Annotated in this window: 19 protein-coding genes and 2 pseudogenes; 16 read left to right on the forward strand and 5 right to left on the reverse strand. The window is 57.7% G+C overall.

Going from position 1 to position 17,306, the window contains the following annotated elements; all coding sequences use genetic code 11:
* Positions 1-8: 8 nt before the first annotated feature.
* Together GIB19_RS03165 and GIB19_RS03170 are read right to left on the reverse strand one after the other, a co-directional pair.
* Positions 9-248 carry a TIGR03758 family integrating conjugative element protein gene (locus tag GIB19_RS03165; protein ID WP_274883490.1) on the reverse strand — a complete coding sequence of 80 codons (240 nt, stop codon included), beginning with the start codon at positions 246-248 and terminating at the stop codon, positions 9-11.
* On the reverse strand, positions 235-570 hold the full coding sequence (locus GIB19_RS03170) for an integrative conjugative element protein, RAQPRD family (RefSeq protein ID WP_274883491.1): 336 nt from the start codon (positions 568-570) through the stop codon (positions 235-237). Before GIB19_RS03170 ends, GIB19_RS03165 begins: the two co-directional genes overlap by 14 nt.
* A gap of 98 nt (positions 571-668) precedes the next feature.
* Between GIB19_RS03170 and GIB19_RS03175 the strand changes: the two are divergent.
* From GIB19_RS03175 to GIB19_RS03200, 6 genes and pseudogenes are all read left to right on the forward strand, one after another.
* Positions 669-1,449: pseudogene (locus GIB19_RS03175) on the forward strand (IS630 family transposase); the annotation flags it as partial.
* A gap of 138 nt (positions 1,450-1,587) precedes the next feature.
* Positions 1,588-2,112, forward strand: a complete 525-nt coding sequence (locus GIB19_RS03180) for a sigma-70 family RNA polymerase sigma factor (RefSeq protein WP_274883492.1) — start codon at positions 1,588-1,590, stop codon at positions 2,110-2,112.
* Positions 2,113-2,114: 2 nt separating this feature from the next.
* Positions 2,115-3,053, forward strand: a complete 939-nt coding sequence (locus GIB19_RS03185) for a FecR domain-containing protein (RefSeq protein WP_274883493.1) — start codon at positions 2,115-2,117, stop codon at positions 3,051-3,053.
* Between the two features lie 80 nt (positions 3,054-3,133).
* On the forward strand, positions 3,134-5,533 hold the full coding sequence (locus GIB19_RS03190; protein ID WP_274883494.1) for a TonB-dependent siderophore receptor: 2,400 nt from the start codon (positions 3,134-3,136) through the stop codon (positions 5,531-5,533).
* 144 nt (positions 5,534-5,677) lie between these two features.
* Positions 5,678-5,893, forward strand: a complete 216-nt coding sequence (locus GIB19_RS03195; RefSeq protein ID WP_274883495.1) for a LacI family DNA-binding transcriptional regulator — start codon at positions 5,678-5,680, stop codon at positions 5,891-5,893.
* Positions 5,829-6,047 carry a hypothetical protein gene (locus GIB19_RS03200; RefSeq protein WP_274883496.1) on the forward strand — a complete coding sequence of 73 codons (219 nt, stop codon included), beginning with the start codon at positions 5,829-5,831 and terminating at the stop codon, positions 6,045-6,047. Before GIB19_RS03195 ends, GIB19_RS03200 begins: the two co-directional genes overlap by 65 nt.
* 116 nt (positions 6,048-6,163) lie before the next feature.
* On the opposite strand, the gene GIB19_RS03205 is transcribed toward GIB19_RS03200, so the two are convergent.
* A complete protein-coding gene (locus GIB19_RS03205; RefSeq protein WP_274883497.1) occupies positions 6,164-7,441 on the reverse strand; it encodes an O-acetylhomoserine aminocarboxypropyltransferase/cysteine synthase family protein in 1,278 nt (425 codons plus the stop codon).
* A 291-nt stretch (positions 7,442-7,732) separates the two neighbouring features.
* Entirely contained in the window at positions 7,733-8,665 is a 933-nt protein-coding gene (locus tag GIB19_RS03210; RefSeq protein ID WP_274883499.1) for an IclR family transcriptional regulator, read from the reverse strand.
* Here GIB19_RS03210 and GIB19_RS28335 point away from each other — a divergent pair.
* The 7 genes and pseudogenes from GIB19_RS28335 to tnpC all read left to right on the forward strand — a co-directional run bounded on the left by GIB19_RS28335 (position 8,646) and on the right by tnpC (position 13,758).
* Positions 8,646-8,813, forward strand: coding sequence for a DUF1656 domain-containing protein (locus GIB19_RS28335; RefSeq protein ID WP_446731370.1), 168 nt, complete (start codon positions 8,646-8,648; stop codon positions 8,811-8,813). The genes GIB19_RS03210 and GIB19_RS28335 overlap by 20 nt on opposite strands.
* Entirely contained in the window at positions 8,810-9,691 is an 882-nt protein-coding gene (locus tag GIB19_RS03215) for an efflux RND transporter periplasmic adaptor subunit (protein ID WP_446731371.1), read from the forward strand. Before GIB19_RS28335 ends, GIB19_RS03215 begins: the two co-directional genes overlap by 4 nt.
* A gap of 11 nt (positions 9,692-9,702) precedes the next feature.
* Entirely contained in the window at positions 9,703-10,047 is a 345-nt protein-coding gene (locus GIB19_RS03220; protein WP_274883502.1) for an FUSC family protein, read from the forward strand.
* Between the two features lie 97 nt (positions 10,048-10,144).
* Positions 10,145-10,477, forward strand: coding sequence for an IS66-like element accessory protein TnpA (gene tnpA / locus GIB19_RS03225; protein ID WP_080766454.1), 333 nt, complete (start codon positions 10,145-10,147; stop codon positions 10,475-10,477).
* Entirely contained in the window at positions 10,474-10,689 is a 216-nt protein-coding gene (gene tnpB, locus GIB19_RS03230; protein WP_274883506.1) for an IS66 family insertion sequence element accessory protein TnpB, read from the forward strand. The genes tnpA and tnpB overlap by 4 nt, the downstream gene beginning before the upstream one ends.
* A gap of 70 nt (positions 10,690-10,759) precedes the next feature.
* Positions 10,760-11,786 (forward strand): annotated as a pseudogene (locus GIB19_RS03235) (IS110 family transposase).
* Positions 11,787-12,231: 445 nt separating this feature from the next.
* Positions 12,232-13,758, forward strand: coding sequence for an IS66 family transposase (tnpC, locus tag GIB19_RS03240; RefSeq protein ID WP_274883508.1), 1,527 nt, complete (start codon positions 12,232-12,234; stop codon positions 13,756-13,758).
* A gap of 38 nt (positions 13,759-13,796) precedes the next feature.
* Here tnpC and GIB19_RS03245 read toward each other — a convergent pair whose 3' ends face one another.
* On the reverse strand, positions 13,797-14,759 hold the full coding sequence (locus GIB19_RS03245; RefSeq protein ID WP_274883509.1) for an arsenic resistance protein: 963 nt from the start codon (positions 14,757-14,759) through the stop codon (positions 13,797-13,799).
* Between the two features lie 93 nt (positions 14,760-14,852).
* Here GIB19_RS03245 and GIB19_RS03250 point away from each other — a divergent pair, with 93 nt between their 5' ends.
* The 3 genes from GIB19_RS03250 to GIB19_RS03260 all read left to right on the forward strand — a co-directional run bounded on the left by GIB19_RS03250 (position 14,853) and on the right by GIB19_RS03260 (position 17,223).
* Positions 14,853-15,287: a MerR family transcriptional regulator gene (locus tag GIB19_RS03250; RefSeq protein WP_274883511.1), complete on the forward strand. Its 435-nt coding sequence runs from the start codon at positions 14,853-14,855 to the stop codon at positions 15,285-15,287.
* A 106-nt stretch (positions 15,288-15,393) separates the two neighbouring features.
* Positions 15,394-16,842, forward strand: a complete 1,449-nt coding sequence (locus GIB19_RS03255; protein WP_274883514.1) for an FUSC family protein — start codon at positions 15,394-15,396, stop codon at positions 16,840-16,842.
* A gap of 51 nt (positions 16,843-16,893) precedes the next feature.
* The gene (locus GIB19_RS03260) at positions 16,894-17,223 is read left to right on the forward strand and encodes a carboxymuconolactone decarboxylase family protein (protein WP_274883516.1); all 330 of its coding nucleotides are present in this window, start codon (positions 16,894-16,896) and stop codon (positions 17,221-17,223) included.
* Positions 17,224-17,306 lie beyond the last annotated feature (83 nt).

The following is a 17,306-nucleotide window of genomic DNA, read 5'->3' on the forward strand; positions in this document are numbered from 1 at the left end:
TCTCCTGATTACGACAGCATGAAAAACATCAGCACGATCAGGGCGAGGGCTAGGCGCAGCGTGCAGCCCCCGAGCGCGCCGAAATTGAGGTTGCCGGCCGCCCAGCCGCGGTAGCCGGTCCACAGGGCCCAGGTGCACCAGAGCAATGCGAGCACCAGCACCGATGAGCGCCATAGCACTGAGCTGAGCTGCGGGGTGAACCCGGCAACGGCAGAGAACGCGCTGAGTTGGGCGTCAGTCATGCTCATCGGAGGTACCCGAGTGAGGCGCTTCAGCCCGGTAATCACCGGTCAGCTCGACTATGTCAGCTGGCTGCGCGCGGGAGGGCGAAAGGTATTTGTCGATGCCTTGACGCACACGCTCGAGGTCCGCTGCGAACCTCGAATAATCGAAGCGATAGCGGGCGCCTGCGGCATCGACTGAGCCGCTGCTGGCGCGGTCGACCAACAGTTCGATGGAAGTGATCTGCCGCTGCACCAGCCCGAGATCCGAGCGCTCGGGCGCGTCTTGAGCTGTGACACCGAGCGACAACAAGGAGACAAGTAGCAGGGACGAGGAAGTGGTCTTCATGGCGAAATCCGGCCGGAGTAACTGGCATCCACCCTGAGGGGTTAGGCACTTTTTGGCACGGAATAAAGGGATCTGCGGGCCTTCGCTTTAGAACCTAATCGCGTTGGCGAGTGCGGTTCAGCCGACTGCGGCTCGATGGCCTGAATGACGAAGAGCGCTCAGGCCGGCCTCGCAGCATCACTGATGAGCAAGTGCAGGCTGTCTTGAATCAGCTGCTGAAGTCCAAGCCGAAAGATGACAGCCATTGGAGTACTCGCTCAATGAGTCAGGCGACTGGCATCTGTCCTACCAGCGTGATGCGGATATGGCACGCTTTCGGACTAAAACCTCATCTGGGACCTTCCGCCCGATAAGGCTTTGGTGCTCTGTATAGACGAGAAAAGCCAGATTCAGGCGTTAAACCGCACCCAGCCAGGGTTGCCTCTGGCTCCGGGGAAACCCGTCACTCGCACTCACGACTACAAGCGGCACGGAACTACGTTTTTATTTGCAGCGCTGGACATTGCTACGGGTGAAGTTATTGGGCGATTGAAGCGCCGTCATCGAAGCACAGAATTCTCGCTTTCCTCAAGGAGGTGGACGCCAGCGTCCCGGGCGATATACCCGTCCATTTGGTGATGGGTAACTATGCGACTCACAGGACCGACAAGATCAAAGCTTGGCTTGCAGCACACCCGCGCTACACGTCCATTTCACACCGACGTCGGCGTCTTGGTTGAATATGGTTGAGCGCTTTTTCTCGACGTTGAGTGAGAAGTGGATCAAGCGCCAGGCGCACACCAGCGTGAAAGATCTAGAAGAATCTATTGAGTACTGCCTGACCACCCACAATACCAACCTCGACCCTCCCGCTGGTATCGAAAGGCCGAGGACATATAGGCGAGCGTTGGCAGGGCGGCCGAGGCATTGAATAGAAAGTCGTGAGCGTTATTTCTGAAACACCACACTAGCTTCCAGTTGCGATAAACCCAATCTCCCGGCATCATTTGCTAATAGTTCCCATTAGCAAATCACCGCATGCCCTCCATTCCCCTCGACAATCAGCGTCTGGCCCTGCGCAACCGTGTGTTGCATCAGATGTTCGGCGACCACCATGACTGGCTCCTGCAGCGTCTGCGTGCGCGGCTGGGCTGCTGCCATGATGCTGCCGACATGGCTTCGGAGACCTTTGCCCAAGTGGTCAAGTTGCCCGACCCGCAAGCTATCCAACAGCCGCGAGCGCTACTGACAACCATCGCCAAACGGCTGGTATTCGCCACCTGGCGGCGCCGTGACTTGGAGCGTGCCTACCTCGAAGCGCTGGCCCAGCAGCTACCGGGTTACCAACCATCGGCGCAGGAGCAGGTGCAGGCCATCGAAACCCTCGCCAGCCTTGACCGCATCCTGGACGGGCTGTCGCCACTGGGGCGCAGCGCCTTTTTGTACAGCCAGCTGGAAAACCTCACCTACGCCGAAATCGGTGCACGCCTGGGCATCTCCGCACCGCGGGTGCATCAGTACGTGGCCAAGGCACTGGCCTTGTGCTACCTGGCGCTGGAGTGAGCATGGCGCACAACCGACTGCCACCCGCAGTGGCCGAAGCTATCGAGTGGTTGGCACTGCACCGCTCAGGGAGCATGACCAACGCTGATCGCCAGCGTTTTGAGCATTGGTTAGGACTCAGCCCAGATCATCCACTTGCCTGGCAACGCCTTGAGCAACACCTTGGCCAGGCCTTCGCCGATGTGCCACCGCTTGCTCATCACGTGCTCAGCAGCCCGGCGACTAGCAGGCGTGGGCTGTTGCGCGGGGCTCTGGCGGTCGCCGGTATCGGCGTTGGCGGCTGGTGGTTGCAGCGCAGCGGCCTGCTACCTTTTGCCCAGGGCGACCTGCACACCGGGCTTGCCGAGCGCCGCGCATTCACCTTGGACGACGGCAGCCGTGTGGTGCTCAACGCGAAAAGCCGGGTGGATCTGGCGTTTGCTGGCAACGCGCGCACGTTGATCCTGCGCGAGGGCGGGTTGAGCATCCAGGTTGCTGCCGACCCGCAGCGGACGCTGATCGTGGTCACCCCCTTTGGTGAGGCTCGGGCCCTGGGCACGCGCTTTACCGTCACGCTGCGTGAAGGCGCAGCCGATGTCTGGGTGCAGGAATCGCGCGTTCAGGTAAAAGCACCCAATGGCGCCACTGTGCAGTTGCGAAGTGGGGAGGGCGCCGTACTGACGAGCAACGCCGTGCATGCCCTGGACCCCAATCGCGCCGCAGAAGGCCGTTGGGAAGACGGCTACCTGGAAATCCATGACCAGCCGCTGGGCGTGGTGATCGATGCCCTGCGTGCGTATCGGCGTGGTGTGCTGCGGATCAGCCCTGAGGCTGCTGCGTTGCGGGTTTCCGGGGTTTTCCTGCTGGACGACAGCGCACACGTGTTGCGCACGCTGCAAGAAACCTTGCCAGTGCGCGTCGAGCAGCCGCTGCCGTTGTGGACCCAGGTGAGCCTGCGCTGATTTTATTTTCGTTGCCCCCTTAATAAAGCAGCCCCTCGCGCCACATAGCGGGTATCGACTACCTATCGGGACCGCCGCCCATGTACCGGACACACAGTTTCTGCCTGACCCCGCTGGCCTTGGCCTTGGCCCTGAGCGCATTGCCCGTATGTGCCGCTCTGGCCAGCGAAGCCGATGCGCAGCAGCAACAGTTGGTTTTCGACCTGCCAGCCGGCCCATTGGATGCCACCCTGACCGCCATCGCCCGGTACAGCGGGCGCAGCATTTCCTATGACGCTGCGCTGACCCGAGGGCTCAACGCGCCTGCATTGCGTGGCCAGTTCAGCACCGAGCAAGCCCTGCATCAAGCGTTGCAAGGCACCGCATTGCAGCTCAATGTCACTGCCAGCGGCGCCTTGAGCGTTGAGCCGCACGCAACCGATGCGCTGCACCTTGCTGACATTAACGTGTCGGCCCAGGCGTTCGAGCAGGATGCCTGGGGGCCGGCCTACAGCAAGGTGGCCCGGCGCAGCGCAACCATGAGCAAAACCGACACCCCGCTGGTGGAAATCCCCCAGTCGATTTCGGTCATCACCCGCGAAGAAATGGTCTCGCGCCAGCACGACAGCCTGGCCGACGTGCTCGGCTACACCGCAGGTGTCGTCACCCAGCCCAACGGCTACAGCCGAGTGGCCGACGACTACCGGCTGCGCGGTTTCGACATCGGCCCGCGGACCGGCAGCGTACTGCGCGACGGCATGAAAATGCAGAGCACGCAGTTTGAAGGCGGCCAGGAGCCGTACGGCCTGGAACGCGTCGAAGTGCTCAAGGGCGCGTCATCGGTGCTGTATGGGCAATTGGCTCCGGGCGGCTTGATCAACACCATCAGCAAGCGCCCGACCCTGGCGCCGCTGCATGAGCTCAACCTGGAATACGGCAACCATCAGCGCCGGCAGATCTCCATCGACCACAGTGGTGCACTAGATGAGGAGGGCCGTTTCAGCTACCGCCTAACGGCTCTGGTGCGTGACAGCGGCACCCAGTTAGATGCGATCGATGACGATAAACAGTACATCGCGCCCGCCCTGACCTGGCAGATGGACGACGACACGCGCCTCACGCTCTTGGCCAGCCACCAGCGCACGCAAACCACGCTGACCCCGCCGATCCGCTACAACCTGACCACGTTCAGCGATACCCCCGGCTACAAGGTGCCGTACGACCTGTTCCCCGGCGAACCGGATTACGACGACTACGACGGCACTCTGCAGACCTTTGGCTACCTGTTCGAGCGCCGCCTGAGCGACAACCTGCAACTGCGCCATGCCGCCCGTTATTTCGAATCGCGCAGCGACTACGACTACATCACCCTGAACAACAGCCGCGTCACCGGGGCGAACCTGAACAACCTGACCCGAAGCTACAACTCCCGCGAGGACATTTCCACCGGCTGGACCAGCGACAGCAACCTGTCCCTGGACCTCGCCCACGGCAATTGGCAACACACCCTGCTGGGCGGCATCGACTACTACCGCAAGACCTACGACAGCCACCGCCACAGCGGCAGCGCGCCGACCCTGGACCTGGCCAACCCGGTCTACGGCAACCTGCCCACCGTCATTACCGCCGTCGATAGCGGGTCAGACCTGCACAGCACGCAGATGGGCATCTATCTGCAAGAGCAGGCCAAGTTCGATGAGCGCTGGGTGGTGATGCTGGGCGTACGCCAGGATTGGGCCGAAAACAACACCCGCAGTTACCGCGACGGCTCGCGCAGCACCGTCAGCGACAGTAAGACCACCGGACGGGTGGGCCTTGTGTATCTCACTGACAGCGGTTGGGCGCCCTACATCAGCTACAGCCAGTCGTTCCTGCCGTCCGCCGGAACCGACAGCAGCGGCGCCACCTTCAAGCCTACCGAAGGCGAGCAATATGAAATAGGCGTGCGCTACAAGCCCGCCGACCGCGAGCTGTTGATCAGCGCGGCGGTGTACCGGCTGACCCAGCGCAATGTACTGACCTCGATTCCAGGGTCCGATTTTGACGAGCAGACCGGCAAGGAGCGCAGCACCGGGTTCGAGCTGGAAACCAAGGCGCAATTGAGCGAAAACCTTGGGATGAACGCCACCTACGCCTACACCGATGCGCATGTCATTTCCGACAACGACAAGACGCTGGAAGGCTCGCGCATCGAAGGCACCCCTTACCACAGCGCCGCGCTGTGGCTGGACTACCGCCTGGCCCTACTGGGCTTGCCCAACCTGAGTGTCGGCGCCGGCGCTCGTTACAACGGCACTACGCACACCGTGCCGAGCATCAGCGACCGCAAGATCCCGGCCTATACCTTGTTCGATGCACGCATTACCTACCGGGTGGACGAGAACTGGCAGGTGAGCGCACGGGCGCAGAATCTGGGTAATGAGCGGTATCTGTATTGCGCTAATTCCTGCCGGTATGGCGATGAGCGGAGTTTGGTGGGGGCGGTTAGTTATAACTGGTGATACGCGAAATGATGCCTGGTGAAGGCTGTGTCCATGTTCGGATCGCCAGGCCTCCCTGACCTAAGGCTGCTAGCCGGGCCCGCGGAGTAGGCGAAAAGCTGCGGCCGTGGCAGACTCCGCGTCTTAGGCTACAGGATGTTCGCCGTGAACAAGAATGACCGCCGTCAAGGCATGGCCGACGTTGCCCAGCAGGCGGGCGTAAGCCTGAGTACCGTCGACCGTGTACTCAACGAGCGTGGCAGCGTTTCCGACAGCAAGCGCCGCAAGGTATTGCAGGCCGCGCAGGCGCAGGGGGTTGAAACGGCTACTGCCTTCAGCCGTGCATGGGCTGCTGCGCTTCGACCTGCTGCTGGACGATAGCAGCATCGACCATTTCCGCCGCTTGGCGGCAGCCTTCGTCAAGCAGGCACAGATGCACCGTTCACGGCTGGTGCTGCAGCGCCAGACCTGGCAGGAGCGCGCTGCGCAGAAACTGCCAGAGCTCATAGCCAACCCTCGGGTTGACGCTGGGTGAGTGTCTCGGCCGGTCCAGGCTTTGGTTGCGACAGGCATTCTTAGCATGATCAAAGACAACCTATAGTAAAGAATGCCTACACCGTTACTTGAGCGCGTCACGCTAACGACTTGCCCTCAGAGTTGTGTTGAACCCAACGCCTGCTGCAAATCGTCGATCAGGTCGTCAATCGACTCAATGCCGACTGATAAACGAATCATCTCAGGTTTTACACCGGCCTTGAGTTGTTCCTGCTCGTTCATCTGCCGATGGGTGGTAGAGGCGGGGTGGCAGGCCAGAGACTTGGCGTCACCGATATTTACCAGGCGCTTGAAGATTTGCAGTGCATCGTAGAACCGCACACCTGCTTCATAGCCGCCCTTCAAGCCAAACGATAGGATCGCGGACGGTTTACCCTGCATGTATTTCTGCGCCAATGCGTGGTGGGGATGATCTGGCAGGCCAGCGTAGCTGACCCACTCGACCTCACTATGGCCTTGCAGAAATAGCGCGACCTTGAGGGCGTTTTCAGTATGGCGCTCCATGCGTAGGGCCAGGGTTTCCAAGCCTTGCAGCAGCAGGAATGCGTTCATCGGCGCCAGCGCTGCGCCGGTGTTGCGCAATGGCACTGTACGTGCGCGTGCGATGAAAGCAGCGGAGCCGAATTTCTCGGTATAGACCACACCGTGATACGCCGGCTCAGGTTGGTTCAGACCGGGAAATTTTTCCGGGTATTGGGTCCAGGGGAAGGTGCCGCTGTCGACGATCACACCGCCCAAGGAATTGCCGTGGCCACCGACATATTTGGTCACCGAGTGCACGACAATGTCGGCACCAAACTGGATCGGCTTGCACAGGATCGGCGTGGCCACGGTGTTGTCGACCATCAATGGCACGCCACGGGCGTGAGCGACCTGGGCCAGGGCTTCGAGGTCGATGATATTACCCGCTGGATTGCCGATGCTCTCGCAGTACACCAGCTTGGTGTTGTCATCGATCAGTTCGGCGATGGCCTCGGCGGAGTCGTTGCGGGCGAAGCGCACATCGACGCCAAAGCTTGGCAGCAGGTGGGCAAACAGAGTGTAGGTGCCGCCGTAGAGTTGCGGAGTGGTGACAATATTGTCACCAGCTCGGGTCAGGGTCTGGATCGCATAGTGGATTGCGGCGCTGCCAGCCGATACGGCCAGGGCGGCGATACCACCTTCGAGGGCGGCCATCCGTTGCTCCAGCACATCGTTGGTGGGATTCATGATGCGGGTGTAGATATTGCCAGGCACCTCCAGATTGAACAGGTCGGCGCCGTGCTGGGCGTTATCGAATTCAAAAGCGACGTTCTGATAGATCGGCACGGCGACGGCCTTGGTGGTTGGATCCGACTTGAAGCCGTGGTGCAGCGCGATGGTAGCGTCTTTCATGATTGTTACTGAGCTCCTTGAAGGTGTCCTGGGTTTCGTGTGAAGCAGAATATCTATTAAACCAACAATAAGCTGATCTTCAAACGGGGGCTTAGCTATTCAAATAAGCTTTTTCGTCCCGGATCGTAATTGTTCGCTTTCTACTGATGTGGCTAATCCCCCGATAGAACGTACGGTCATCACTGATGCAACTGATTGGTCAAGTTGACTGCAACCAGGTGGTCAACCGGGATGAAAACGACTGGTCAGCGTGAATGCGAATGGGTGGTCAGATGCTAGATAATTTTCCAGTTAGCTATCTATACCGACTTCTTTAAGTAATCCGGCCTTGCAGCGCAACAGCTCCTCGAGGTAGGAGTCGCGGCTCCGCTCGAAACGGAATGTCGGAATAGGCATCGAAATTGCGAAACGTCCTAGCACCGTATCGAGCGCCACGGCGGTCGTCGTGATTCCCTCGATATGCTCGCCGTGGTCACTGGAAATCCCGTTTTTTCGAATAGCTTCTAACTGAACCCTCAGACTCTGGGCGGCCGCCTGCTGCTTCGTAGCGCTCCCAGCTGCGAGCAAAGCTGTGACATCCTCATCACTGTCCAAAGCCAGAAGGGCCCGTCCAGCAGATGTTCCATACAGCGGCGTATCCAGTTGGCCAAGACGTGGCATGACCTGCAATTCACGATCCGCCACAACACGATCTTCAACAATCAGCTGGATGCCGGCTGGCCTCGACAAGACAACCGTCTCTTGAATCCCCTCGCTCAGCTTGTGCAGCCAAGGGCGAACGACGGTCAGGCGATCGACATGAGCGTTCGCTACAAGCCTCAACAAACCTGCGCCAAGGCTGATGCCGCCAGCGCCTCCACTCCTAATCATTCCCTGCTCTTCGAGCGCGCCTACAATCCGCTGCACGGTTGAACGAGGCAAATCTACTGCCTGGGCTATTTCGCCCAGACTCATACCACCAGCGTTTCTTCCCAGTAAATTCAGAATTTTCGCCGCGCGGGCAATGACCTGGATACCCCCACCACGCTCATCGTTGACCACAGTTGAAACCCGCTCGTCCATCGTCACCTCCAAAATTTCGGTCACTGTATCATATTGCGATACAGCGCAAAATTTCGGTACATTCACCGCATTGCGGTACAGATGAGTTGTGAGGTAGTCGATGTTGCGTGAATTTTCAGTCGCGGGCCTGTTGATTACCCCAATGGTGATCTGCGTTGGCACAGCGGTATCTCTGACATGGATTACGCATCTGCTCATTCCGGAATGGGTAATGCAGCAATGGATTTGGAAGCGCTCATGGCTGGGGCTTTCCCTATTCGTTTGCTACATCGCCACTACTCTTGCCTTTTTCGATGGGGGATGGAGATGAATTCGACGATCCGGGTATGCGTAACGTTATTGATCACCAGCTGCGCCTTGCTGGCAGGGTCGTGGACATGGAACCACTATCGACTCTCGCCTTGGACAAGGGATGGGCGAGTTCGGGCCGATGTCGTGGTCATAGCACCCGATGTGGCGGGCTGGGTAACCAAGCTTGAAGTGCGAGACAACCAGGCGGTAAAAAAAGGCGATCTGCTGTTTGAAATTGATCCTGTCCGTTATCGCTCCCTCGTGAACGAGTCCAAAGCGAAGATGGAACACGCAAGGCATGCGGGTGAGCTAGCAGCACTTCTGGAGCGCCGCCGTGTTCCCCTGGCCAGGATCAAGGCCATCAGTGCTGAGGATCTGGATAACGCCCATGCCCAAGTCGCGCTGGCCAAATCCCAATATGAGGTCAACAAGGCGCAGTGGGAAACTGCCAAGATCAACTTGGCCCGTACAACCGTGACGGCCCCGGCGGATGGTACGATTACCAATGTCAGACTGCAGGAAGACAACTACGTAGCCCAAGGTTCTCCCGCTTTCTCACTTGTCAAAGACGATTCGTTCTACGTAACCGCTTACTTCGAGGAAACCAAACTCCTCGATATCCGTGAAGGGGACTTGGCCGATGTCTCATTCATGGCCGGAGGGCCGTTGGTCACTGGTCGTGTGCTGAGCATCGCCAAAGGTGTCGCCAACACCAATACACAAGCAGATCCAATGTTACTGCCTCAGGTACAGCAAGCCTTCAACTGGGTGCGACTGGCGCAACGCATACCGGTCGACATAAAGCTGGACGCGAACACTGCGCGCACGCGCTTGGTTGCTGGCATGAGCGCATCGGTGAGGGTCTACAAAAACCCTACTGAGATGGGCAACCGATGAGACTTGCCCTGATGCATTACCTGAAGCCTGATTTGCGCACCATCGTGTTCGCTTGCAAGGGGCTCTCTGCCGTTACGCTCGCTTTAGCAATAGCAATGAGCCTGGATTTGGACAAGCCGTTCTGGGCGATGGTGGCATCGATGATGCTTCAAGCTCGCCCGGAAGCAGGACTGGTCATCGAAAAGGCGGTATGTCTTATTCTGGGGTCAACGGTTGGCGCTGTCATAGCTATTCTGATCCTGGATAACCTGATCCCTTACCCTGTATTAGCCATTGGCGCACTCGCGCTGTGCGTTGCCGTCACATCTGCGATTGCCTCTACAATTCGGCATGTCAATTTTGTTTTCGCAACGTAACCGTCCGGCCAAGTCATCTACCCAGCCCTGCAAAGCGAAGACATGGTGTGCACTTAAATTAAGTGGACACCAATTCTAGCTCTCAAGCGGGTATTTCATGCAGCCAACACGCCGTTCCTATTCCAAATCCTTCAAAGCCCAGATCATTCAAGAGTGCGCCCAACCAGGCGCTTCGATTGCCAGCGTCGCGCTCGGCCATAGCCTCAACGCAAACCTCGTCCACAAATGGATTCGGCTGCAAACGCAGAAAATCCCGGCGCACCCACCTGCATTTATTCCGTTAGCCATGCCGCTGGCGGGGGCGAACTCCCATCCAGCATCATCGAATATCTGCGTTGAAATACAGCACCCGCGCGCCATCATCAAAGTGGACTGGCCCGTTGAAAGTGCTGCCGCCTGCGCGACTTTTCTTCGAGATATTCTGCGATGATTCACATCGACTCCATTTGGCTCGCCACCGAACCGATGGACATGCGCGCAGGCACCGAAACGGCGCTAGCCAAGGTGGTCGCGGTGTTCGGTGCGGCGCAGCCGCACTGCGCTTATCTGTTCACCAACCGCCGCGCCAATCGCATGAAAGTGCTGGTGCATGACGGCTTCGGAATATGGCTGGCGGCGCGCCGGTTAAACCAAGGCAAGTAATGAGATGGTCACCCCTCACCCTGCGAGGGCTACGCTTTCGCAGGGTGTTTTTAATTCGGAGACCATCACCATGAGCGATTTGGCACTGGTCGGTATCGACCTCGGCAAACACACCTTCCATCTGCACGGCCAGGACAAATCCGGTCGAGAGCTGTTTCGCAAGAAGCTTTCACGACAGCAGATGATGCGGTTCTTCGCCAACCTATCCGCTTGCACCGTGGTGATGGAAGCCTGCGCTGGTGCGCATTTCGTAGCGCGCGAGCTGACAGCTGTGGGCCATCAAGCCAAGCTGATTTCCCCGCTGTTCGTTAAGCCCTTCGTCAAAGGCAACAAAAACGACTTCATCGATGCGCAAGCGATCTGCGAGGCCGCTTCGCGCCCGACAATGCGCTTTGTTTCACCTAAGACCGAAGCCCAACAAACCCTTTCAGTATTGCACCGCCTGCGCGAATCGCTGATCCGCGACCGCACAAAGGCCGTCAATCAGATGCATGGATTCCTGTTGGAGTTCGGCGTCAGCCTGCCGCAGGGGCTGGCCGTCATGAAGCGCCTGTCTGATGTGCTCGCCGAGCACGAGTTGCCTGTTCGGTTAACAATGCTGCTACAGCGCTTGCACGACCATTTCGTCTACCTGGACGAGCAGGTCAAGGGGCTTGATAAAGAGCTAGCAGGCCAACTTGCTGACGATGATCTGGGCAGTCGTTTGCTGAGCATGCCGTGCGTCGGGCCGATCACCGCCAGCCTGCTGGCTGTAGAAATGGGTGATGGCCAGCAATACGGTTGCAGTCGCGACTTTCGCAGCGTCCGTCGGACTGGTGCCCAGACAATACAGCACGGGCGGACGGGCGAATTTGCTGGGGATCAGCAAGCGTGGTGACAAGAACCTAAGACGGCTTTTGGTGCAGTGCGCCAGGGTCTACATGCAGCGTCTAGAGCATCAGAAAGGCGCTCTGGCCGACTGGGTGCGCAGCCTGCTGATGCGACGTCATTCCAACGTAGTCGCCTGCGCGCTGGCTAACAAGCTGGCACGCATAGCGTGGGCAATCGCCGCACACCACACCCAATACAAAGCAGGGCCAGACGCGCTGAACACCTAGCCCTGCGGTTGATGCTGTACCACGATTCACCTTTCAGGTTTTGCGATAGCTGAACAACAGATGAAATGAACGGCCTACCGGCCTGGCGAAGATCCTGACAGTGAAACCGGCTAGCTAGAGAAGCCGAGCAAGTTCTTAAGGTTCGTCAGGCGCGACTCTCATCGTGGCGCGGGGTATACCCCAATTAGACGCCGGATAGATTTAAGCAAGCCAACAACTTCATCCGTTAAACAGTATTGCAAAAAATGGGGTGACCATAGATTCCACTGGCCTGGCATCCGCCATGGTTCTGAGATGGAACTGGATGCCGAGCAACTTCAAGCGTTGGTGCTGGGGCTGCCATGGCAACGCGCAGGTTCTGGAGGCTCGATCACACTGCTTTAATGGCTGCCATTAGCCTATCGGTCTATCGTCGCGAAACGCCTGCTCTGGCAAAGTCCGGCGTATGACTTCTTCGCCCAATCTCGACCAACTGTCTCCCAATCAACTGCGCGTCCTCGCAGCGCAGTTGCTCTCGCAAGGCGACACTATGGGCAAGAAAATCAACCGTGACCAAGCAGTCATTGAGAAACTGACCCATGAGATCGCCCAGCTCAAGCGTTTGAAGTTTGCCAAGCGCAGCGAGCAGATGAATCCTGAACAGGCCAGCCTGCTAGATGACCTGATCGATACTGATATCGCGGCGATTGAGGCCGAGCTTCAGGCGTTGCAAATAGCACCAACGGCGACCAAGGAAAAGCAAAAGCCCAAGCGCACGGCATTGCCGGCAGAATTTCCGCGAACGTTGATCCATTACGAACCGGACAACACTCACTGCCCATGCGGTTGCGCCTTCAAGCGCATCGGTGAGGACGTCAGCGAGAAGCTGGACTACACGCCCGGCGTGTTCACCGTCGAACGCCATGTCCGTGGCAAGTGGGTCTGCGATAACTGCGAAACGCTGATCCAGGCACCGGCTCCGCCGCAGGTCATTGATAAAGGCATCCCGACTTCGGGCCTGCTCGCACACGTCATGATCGCCAAGTTTGCTGACCATCTGCCGCTTTACCGTCAGGAGTCGATCTTCGGTCGAGCGGGCTTGGCGATTCCACGTTCAACCTTGGCTCAATGGGTTGGCGTGACCGGAGTTCAGTTGCAGCCGCTGGTCGATGCGCTGCGCGAAGTAGTGCTTGTGCAACAAATCATCCACGCAGATGAAACACCGGTGCAGATGCTCATGCCGGGAACAAAGAAAACCCACCGCTCCTATGTGTGGGCCTACGCTACCAGTCAGTTCTCGGATGTGGCAGCGGTGGTTTATGACTTCAGCCCCAGTCGCGCCGGAGAGCATGCTCGCGACTTCCTTCAGGACTGGAATGGCAAGTTGGTCTGCGACGATTTTGGCGGCTACAAGGCCAGCTTTGAACTCGGCGTGACCGAGATCGGCTGCATGGCCCATGCACGGCGCAAGTTCTTTGAACTGCACGCTACGAATAAAAGCACGCTCGCCGAGCAAGCCCTGCGCTATATCCAGTTGTTGTACGAAATCGAAAGAGAAGTCAGAGACCTGGAGCCGGATTTACGGCGCCGAATACGGCAAGAAAAAGCCGTACCGGTGATGGATAGGCTGCATGCCTGGATGAATGCGCAGCGTGATCTTGTGCCCGAAGGTTCGGCCATCAGCAGAGCACTCGATTACAGCCTTAAACGCTGGGCGGCGCTGTCGCGCTACCTCGATGACGGGGCGGTTCCCATTGATAATAATTGGGCGGAGAACCAGATCCGGCCATGGGCTCTTGGGCGCAAGAACTGGCTCTTCGCCGGGTCGCTACGCAGCGGAAAACGGGCTGCGGCGATCATGAGCTTGATCCAGTCAGCGCGGCTGAATGGCCATGATCCGTACGCCTATCTAAAGGATGTTCTCACGCGCCTGCCGACGCAGCGCGCGAGTGAGCTTAATAAGCTGCTGCCGCACAGGTGGGCACCTGTTTAATCGCGCAGGGTGTTTTGTCCTTAGGTCTTCCCTGGCATCTACATTTTGCGCCACACCAAAGCAGGAATTGCTCGGATGTAAATTAGTTCGCTGACCAACTCAATCAGAGTTTGAGTAATGACTGCTGCCGCAGCGAGCCCTCTGATTTCCTCGGGCAAGGCCAATGCCAATGGTAGAACTACCAATGAGTTTCGTGTCGAGCTGCTGAAAGCGACTGATCTTGCCGTGCTAGCCGGTAACTTAAACCCCCGAGCCACCAGCGCACCCAACACGGGTGCCAAGAGCATGAAACCAATGTAGACGGGAATAACAGGCAGCAGCTTGTCCATGTCTCTGACCACCGTTGAAATCTGAGAGCCGATCACTACGACCAATACAGCCGCCATAGCTGGCACAGGCATCCAAGCCCATACATTGTTCCAGCCCTCAACGACGCGTGACCCCTTTGCCCCGGCAGCTGTTGCTACTGCCAAGACCAAGGGTAAAGCGATCAGCACTACGAAGGCCTCAACAAATGGGCCGACCGATATAACCACCGCCGAGTCATCACTCACCATGAAGGCTAGATAGAGGGGTAGTAGCACAAGCTGAAGCACGAGTAGTAATGGCGTTGCCGCCAGAGTCAGTTTGGAGTCGCCCTTACCGATATGGGTAAACACCACAACATAATCGATACAAGGCGTCAGCAAGACCAATAGTGCGCCCACCAATATCGCCGGGTGGTCGGCTAGGCCCATCGTCAACGCCCAAACCAACAGGGGGATGGCGACGAAATTGGCGGTCAGCAGCGCGGTCATGAAACGCTTGTTTGCAAGCCCTTTGCGGAGATCCAGGAATGGGATCTGTAGAAACATGGCGTACATCAGCACAGCAATGGCTGGTGTCACCAACGCACCTAACGCTTGAGAGGCATCAGGTGCGAGCAGGCCTCCGATAGCCGCGACAATGACCGCGACGAAGTAAACGGGAATCTGGTTCTTCTCTAGCTGCTCTCTGTCCACGGAATGCCCTTAAAACGCGTGAAATCATTTTTCGATTGAGCAGGTTAATATCTGTAGCTACTACAGGTTCAAGAAAATGCTTGGGGAGTTTGGATGTCAGGAATCGGAGCGCTGTCGAAATCAACGGGTTGCCACATTGAAACGATTCGCTACTACGAGAAAATAGGCCTTCTCCCTCCGGCCCTACGGTCGACAGGGCGGCATCGAATCTATACCGAAAAGCATCGGTCACGACTCATCTTCATCAGGCAGAATCGTGAACTGGGCTTTCCACTCGACGATATCCGCGAACTCATTGCGCTCGCGGCAGATGCTGATCGTCCGTGTGCTGATGCGTTGTCAGTGGTCAAGAAGCACTTGGCAGAAGTGGAATCTAAGGTAGCTAAGCTCCAGCAGATCCGGATAGAGCTGCTCTCAATGACAGGCACGTGTGAGTCAACATGCCTAGGCTCGAACACTCCAGACTGTACGATTGTTGAGTCACTGTTCGAACCCGTTGCTGGGGCTCGCTCTGGTTGCTGCTCCTAGACGAGTCAAGAGCATAGGGGGAGCAAGCTGCCGTCGAAACCGAATAGCGCGATAGTCTCGACAGGGTGTTTCGAGCGTCCGTCTACACCAAACGGGCTGGTGCAAGATGTGTTCGGCAGACGCTTACTTCGCAACGGCATTGGTGGGTGTCACAGCGACCCTGATTGTACTTTTTGCCATGGCCGACCCTGCAACCACCAGCAGCGAATCGATCTTTATGGTGGTACGCGCTCGGTTGAGCGAAGTTCTCGTCGGAGCAAGTAGCGCGATCCTGCCTAGCGTCCTCCTCTATCCTTTGAAGCTTAAGACCGTGCTTGAGGCGAGCATGAGTCGCCTATTGGATTTAAGCCTGAACCACGTCTCGACGATCCTTCAAAGTCAATCAGATCCAACAGCGGCCCATCAACAGCGCATAGGCATCATCGCCCTGGCCACATCCATAAACGACGACGCCAATGCAGGACGCTACGAACAGGCAAGCACCGATGCGGCCCTACTAACCGCCAGCAACGCATTAACCCTCGTTGCCTGGGGACAAACCATAGAGCGCATAGTGGGTGATAAATCACTGCAGCTATCGGACACCCTGACTTGCTTTATCGATCAGTACGCCCAAGGCTGCAACCCGCTGAATCATCTATCTCCCGCTGCTCGCCGGCGAACCCTTGAGGATTGCGAGCCGACCGAAGAGTTACGCGCCTTGGGCCAGGCAGATAGGGTTGCGCACGCATTAATGGAGAGTCTGGATCAAGTATCCGAAGCACTCTCAGTGATGCTCGCGGCCTCCCTCTCAGTCGTTGACGAGCCGGGCGAGACGCAGCGCCCTGCAAGGTTCAAGCGACACCGTGACTGGCTTGTCGGATTCAGATCGGCACTGCGCAGCTCGCTTGTTTTCCTGAGTGCCATCGGGATATGGATCCTGTCAGGTGGGCACGCCGCACTCATCATGATGATCGTGCTACCGGTTCTACTCTCCCAGATATTCTCCTCACACCCAGCGCCACGCGTGGCAACTGCCAAGTTGCTGGGAGGAGCGTTGATCGCCATCCCTGTCGCCATCTTGTTCGTGCTCGGTTTGCTTGCTCAAGGCTCGATCGATTTCGAGATATTGATTTTGGTGCTTTCTGCGCCGCTTTTTCTGGGATTGATGAGCATGACGTCACCCTCGCTCTCCCCCTACGGTCTCGGTTTCTGCCTCACTTTGGCGGTGCTTGTTCAGCCGAGTAACTACATGACATTTGCAATTGATCAGTGTCTATCCACTGGGTTGGGAATCGCAGCAGGTCTCAGCATGCTATATGCGGGGTTCGCGCTATTAGGGCCGCCCAAACACACATGGCTGCAGCGACGCACTCTAACAGCACTTGATTCAGATATTAAGAAAATGCGGGAGAAACGACTGTCATCTGATTGGCTCAATCAACGCGCGGCCGAGCGCTTGGCTTATCTCTCTGCCTATGAGCCGCAAACGCCAGCCGGTAGGGCACTGACAGAGCGGGGGCTCAATGTATTTGAGTCCGGCCACCGCATGAGTTTGACTTTAGCCAAGCACTGAACAGGCTTCCAATTTAACTTCCCCCAATGAAGAGCTCAAAAGGTACTCAAAATGCACAACCATCAAGCTGACGCAAACTACATGCGCGACCTGCAAGAGGCTGCGCCCGAAATGGTCGCGGCTTTTTTCGGCTTCGATAAAGCTGTCTTCAACAAGGATGTCGGTAGCCTGAATCTCGCCACGCGGGAGTTGATCGCTGTGGGAGTAGCCGTCACGACGCAGTGCTCCTACTGCATTGCCGACCATGCCAAGCGAGCTGTCCTTACGGGTGCGTCGAAGCAAGATGTAGCTGAGGCAATCATGGTGGCCACGGCTCTTCGCGCGGGTGGAGGCATCACGCATGGCTGGCAAGCCATGAAGAGCATTGCTGAAACAAAGTAAGAGAGCACTGCCCACCTTGGCCCTGCTGTGAACCCGCCGAAAGGTAAGCGTCCGGTGAACTCACCTTCCGAACGCCAGCTTTA

It is taken from the genome of Pseudomonas sp. ITEM 17296 (genome assembly GCF_028895205.1).
GTDB lineage: Bacteria > Pseudomonadota > Gammaproteobacteria > Pseudomonadales > Pseudomonadaceae > Aquipseudomonas > Aquipseudomonas kermanshahensis.

Coding starts and splice junctions, on each gene's coding strand:
- GIB19_RS03185 (WP_274883493.1), top strand. CDS start 2,115: ATGGCGCACAACCGACTGCCACCCGCAGTGGCCGAAGCTATCGAGTGG.
- GIB19_RS03220 (WP_274883502.1), top strand. CDS start 9,703: ATGCATTACCTGAAGCCTGATTTGCGCACCATCGTGTTCGCTTGCAAG.
- GIB19_RS03255 (WP_274883514.1), top strand. CDS start 15,394: ATGTGTTCGGCAGACGCTTACTTCGCAACGGCATTGGTGGGTGTCACA.
- tnpB (WP_274883506.1), top strand. CDS start 10,474: ATGATTCACATCGACTCCATTTGGCTCGCCACCGAACCGATGGACATG.
- GIB19_RS03170 (WP_274883491.1), bottom strand. CDS start 570: ATGAAGACCACTTCCTCGTCCCTGCTACTTGTCTCCTTGTTGTCGCTC.
- GIB19_RS28335 (WP_446731370.1), top strand. CDS start 8,646: ATGGTGATCTGCGTTGGCACAGCGGTATCTCTGACATGGATTACGCAT.
- GIB19_RS03190 (WP_274883494.1), top strand. CDS start 3,134: ATGTACCGGACACACAGTTTCTGCCTGACCCCGCTGGCCTTGGCCTTG.
- GIB19_RS03260 (WP_274883516.1), top strand. CDS start 16,894: ATGCACAACCATCAAGCTGACGCAAACTACATGCGCGACCTGCAAGAG.
- tnpA (WP_080766454.1), top strand. CDS start 10,145: ATGCAGCCAACACGCCGTTCCTATTCCAAATCCTTCAAAGCCCAGATC.
- GIB19_RS03215 (WP_446731371.1), top strand. CDS start 8,810: ATGAATTCGACGATCCGGGTATGCGTAACGTTATTGATCACCAGCTGC.
- tnpC (WP_274883508.1), top strand. CDS start 12,232: ATGACTTCTTCGCCCAATCTCGACCAACTGTCTCCCAATCAACTGCGC.
- GIB19_RS03250 (WP_274883511.1), top strand. CDS start 14,853: ATGTCAGGAATCGGAGCGCTGTCGAAATCAACGGGTTGCCACATTGAA.
- GIB19_RS03205 (WP_274883497.1), bottom strand. CDS start 7,441: ATGAAAGACGCTACCATCGCGCTGCACCACGGCTTCAAGTCGGATCCA.
- GIB19_RS03180 (WP_274883492.1), top strand. CDS start 1,588: ATGCCCTCCATTCCCCTCGACAATCAGCGTCTGGCCCTGCGCAACCGT.
- GIB19_RS03165 (WP_274883490.1), bottom strand. CDS start 248: ATGAGCATGACTGACGCCCAACTCAGCGCGTTCTCTGCCGTTGCCGGG.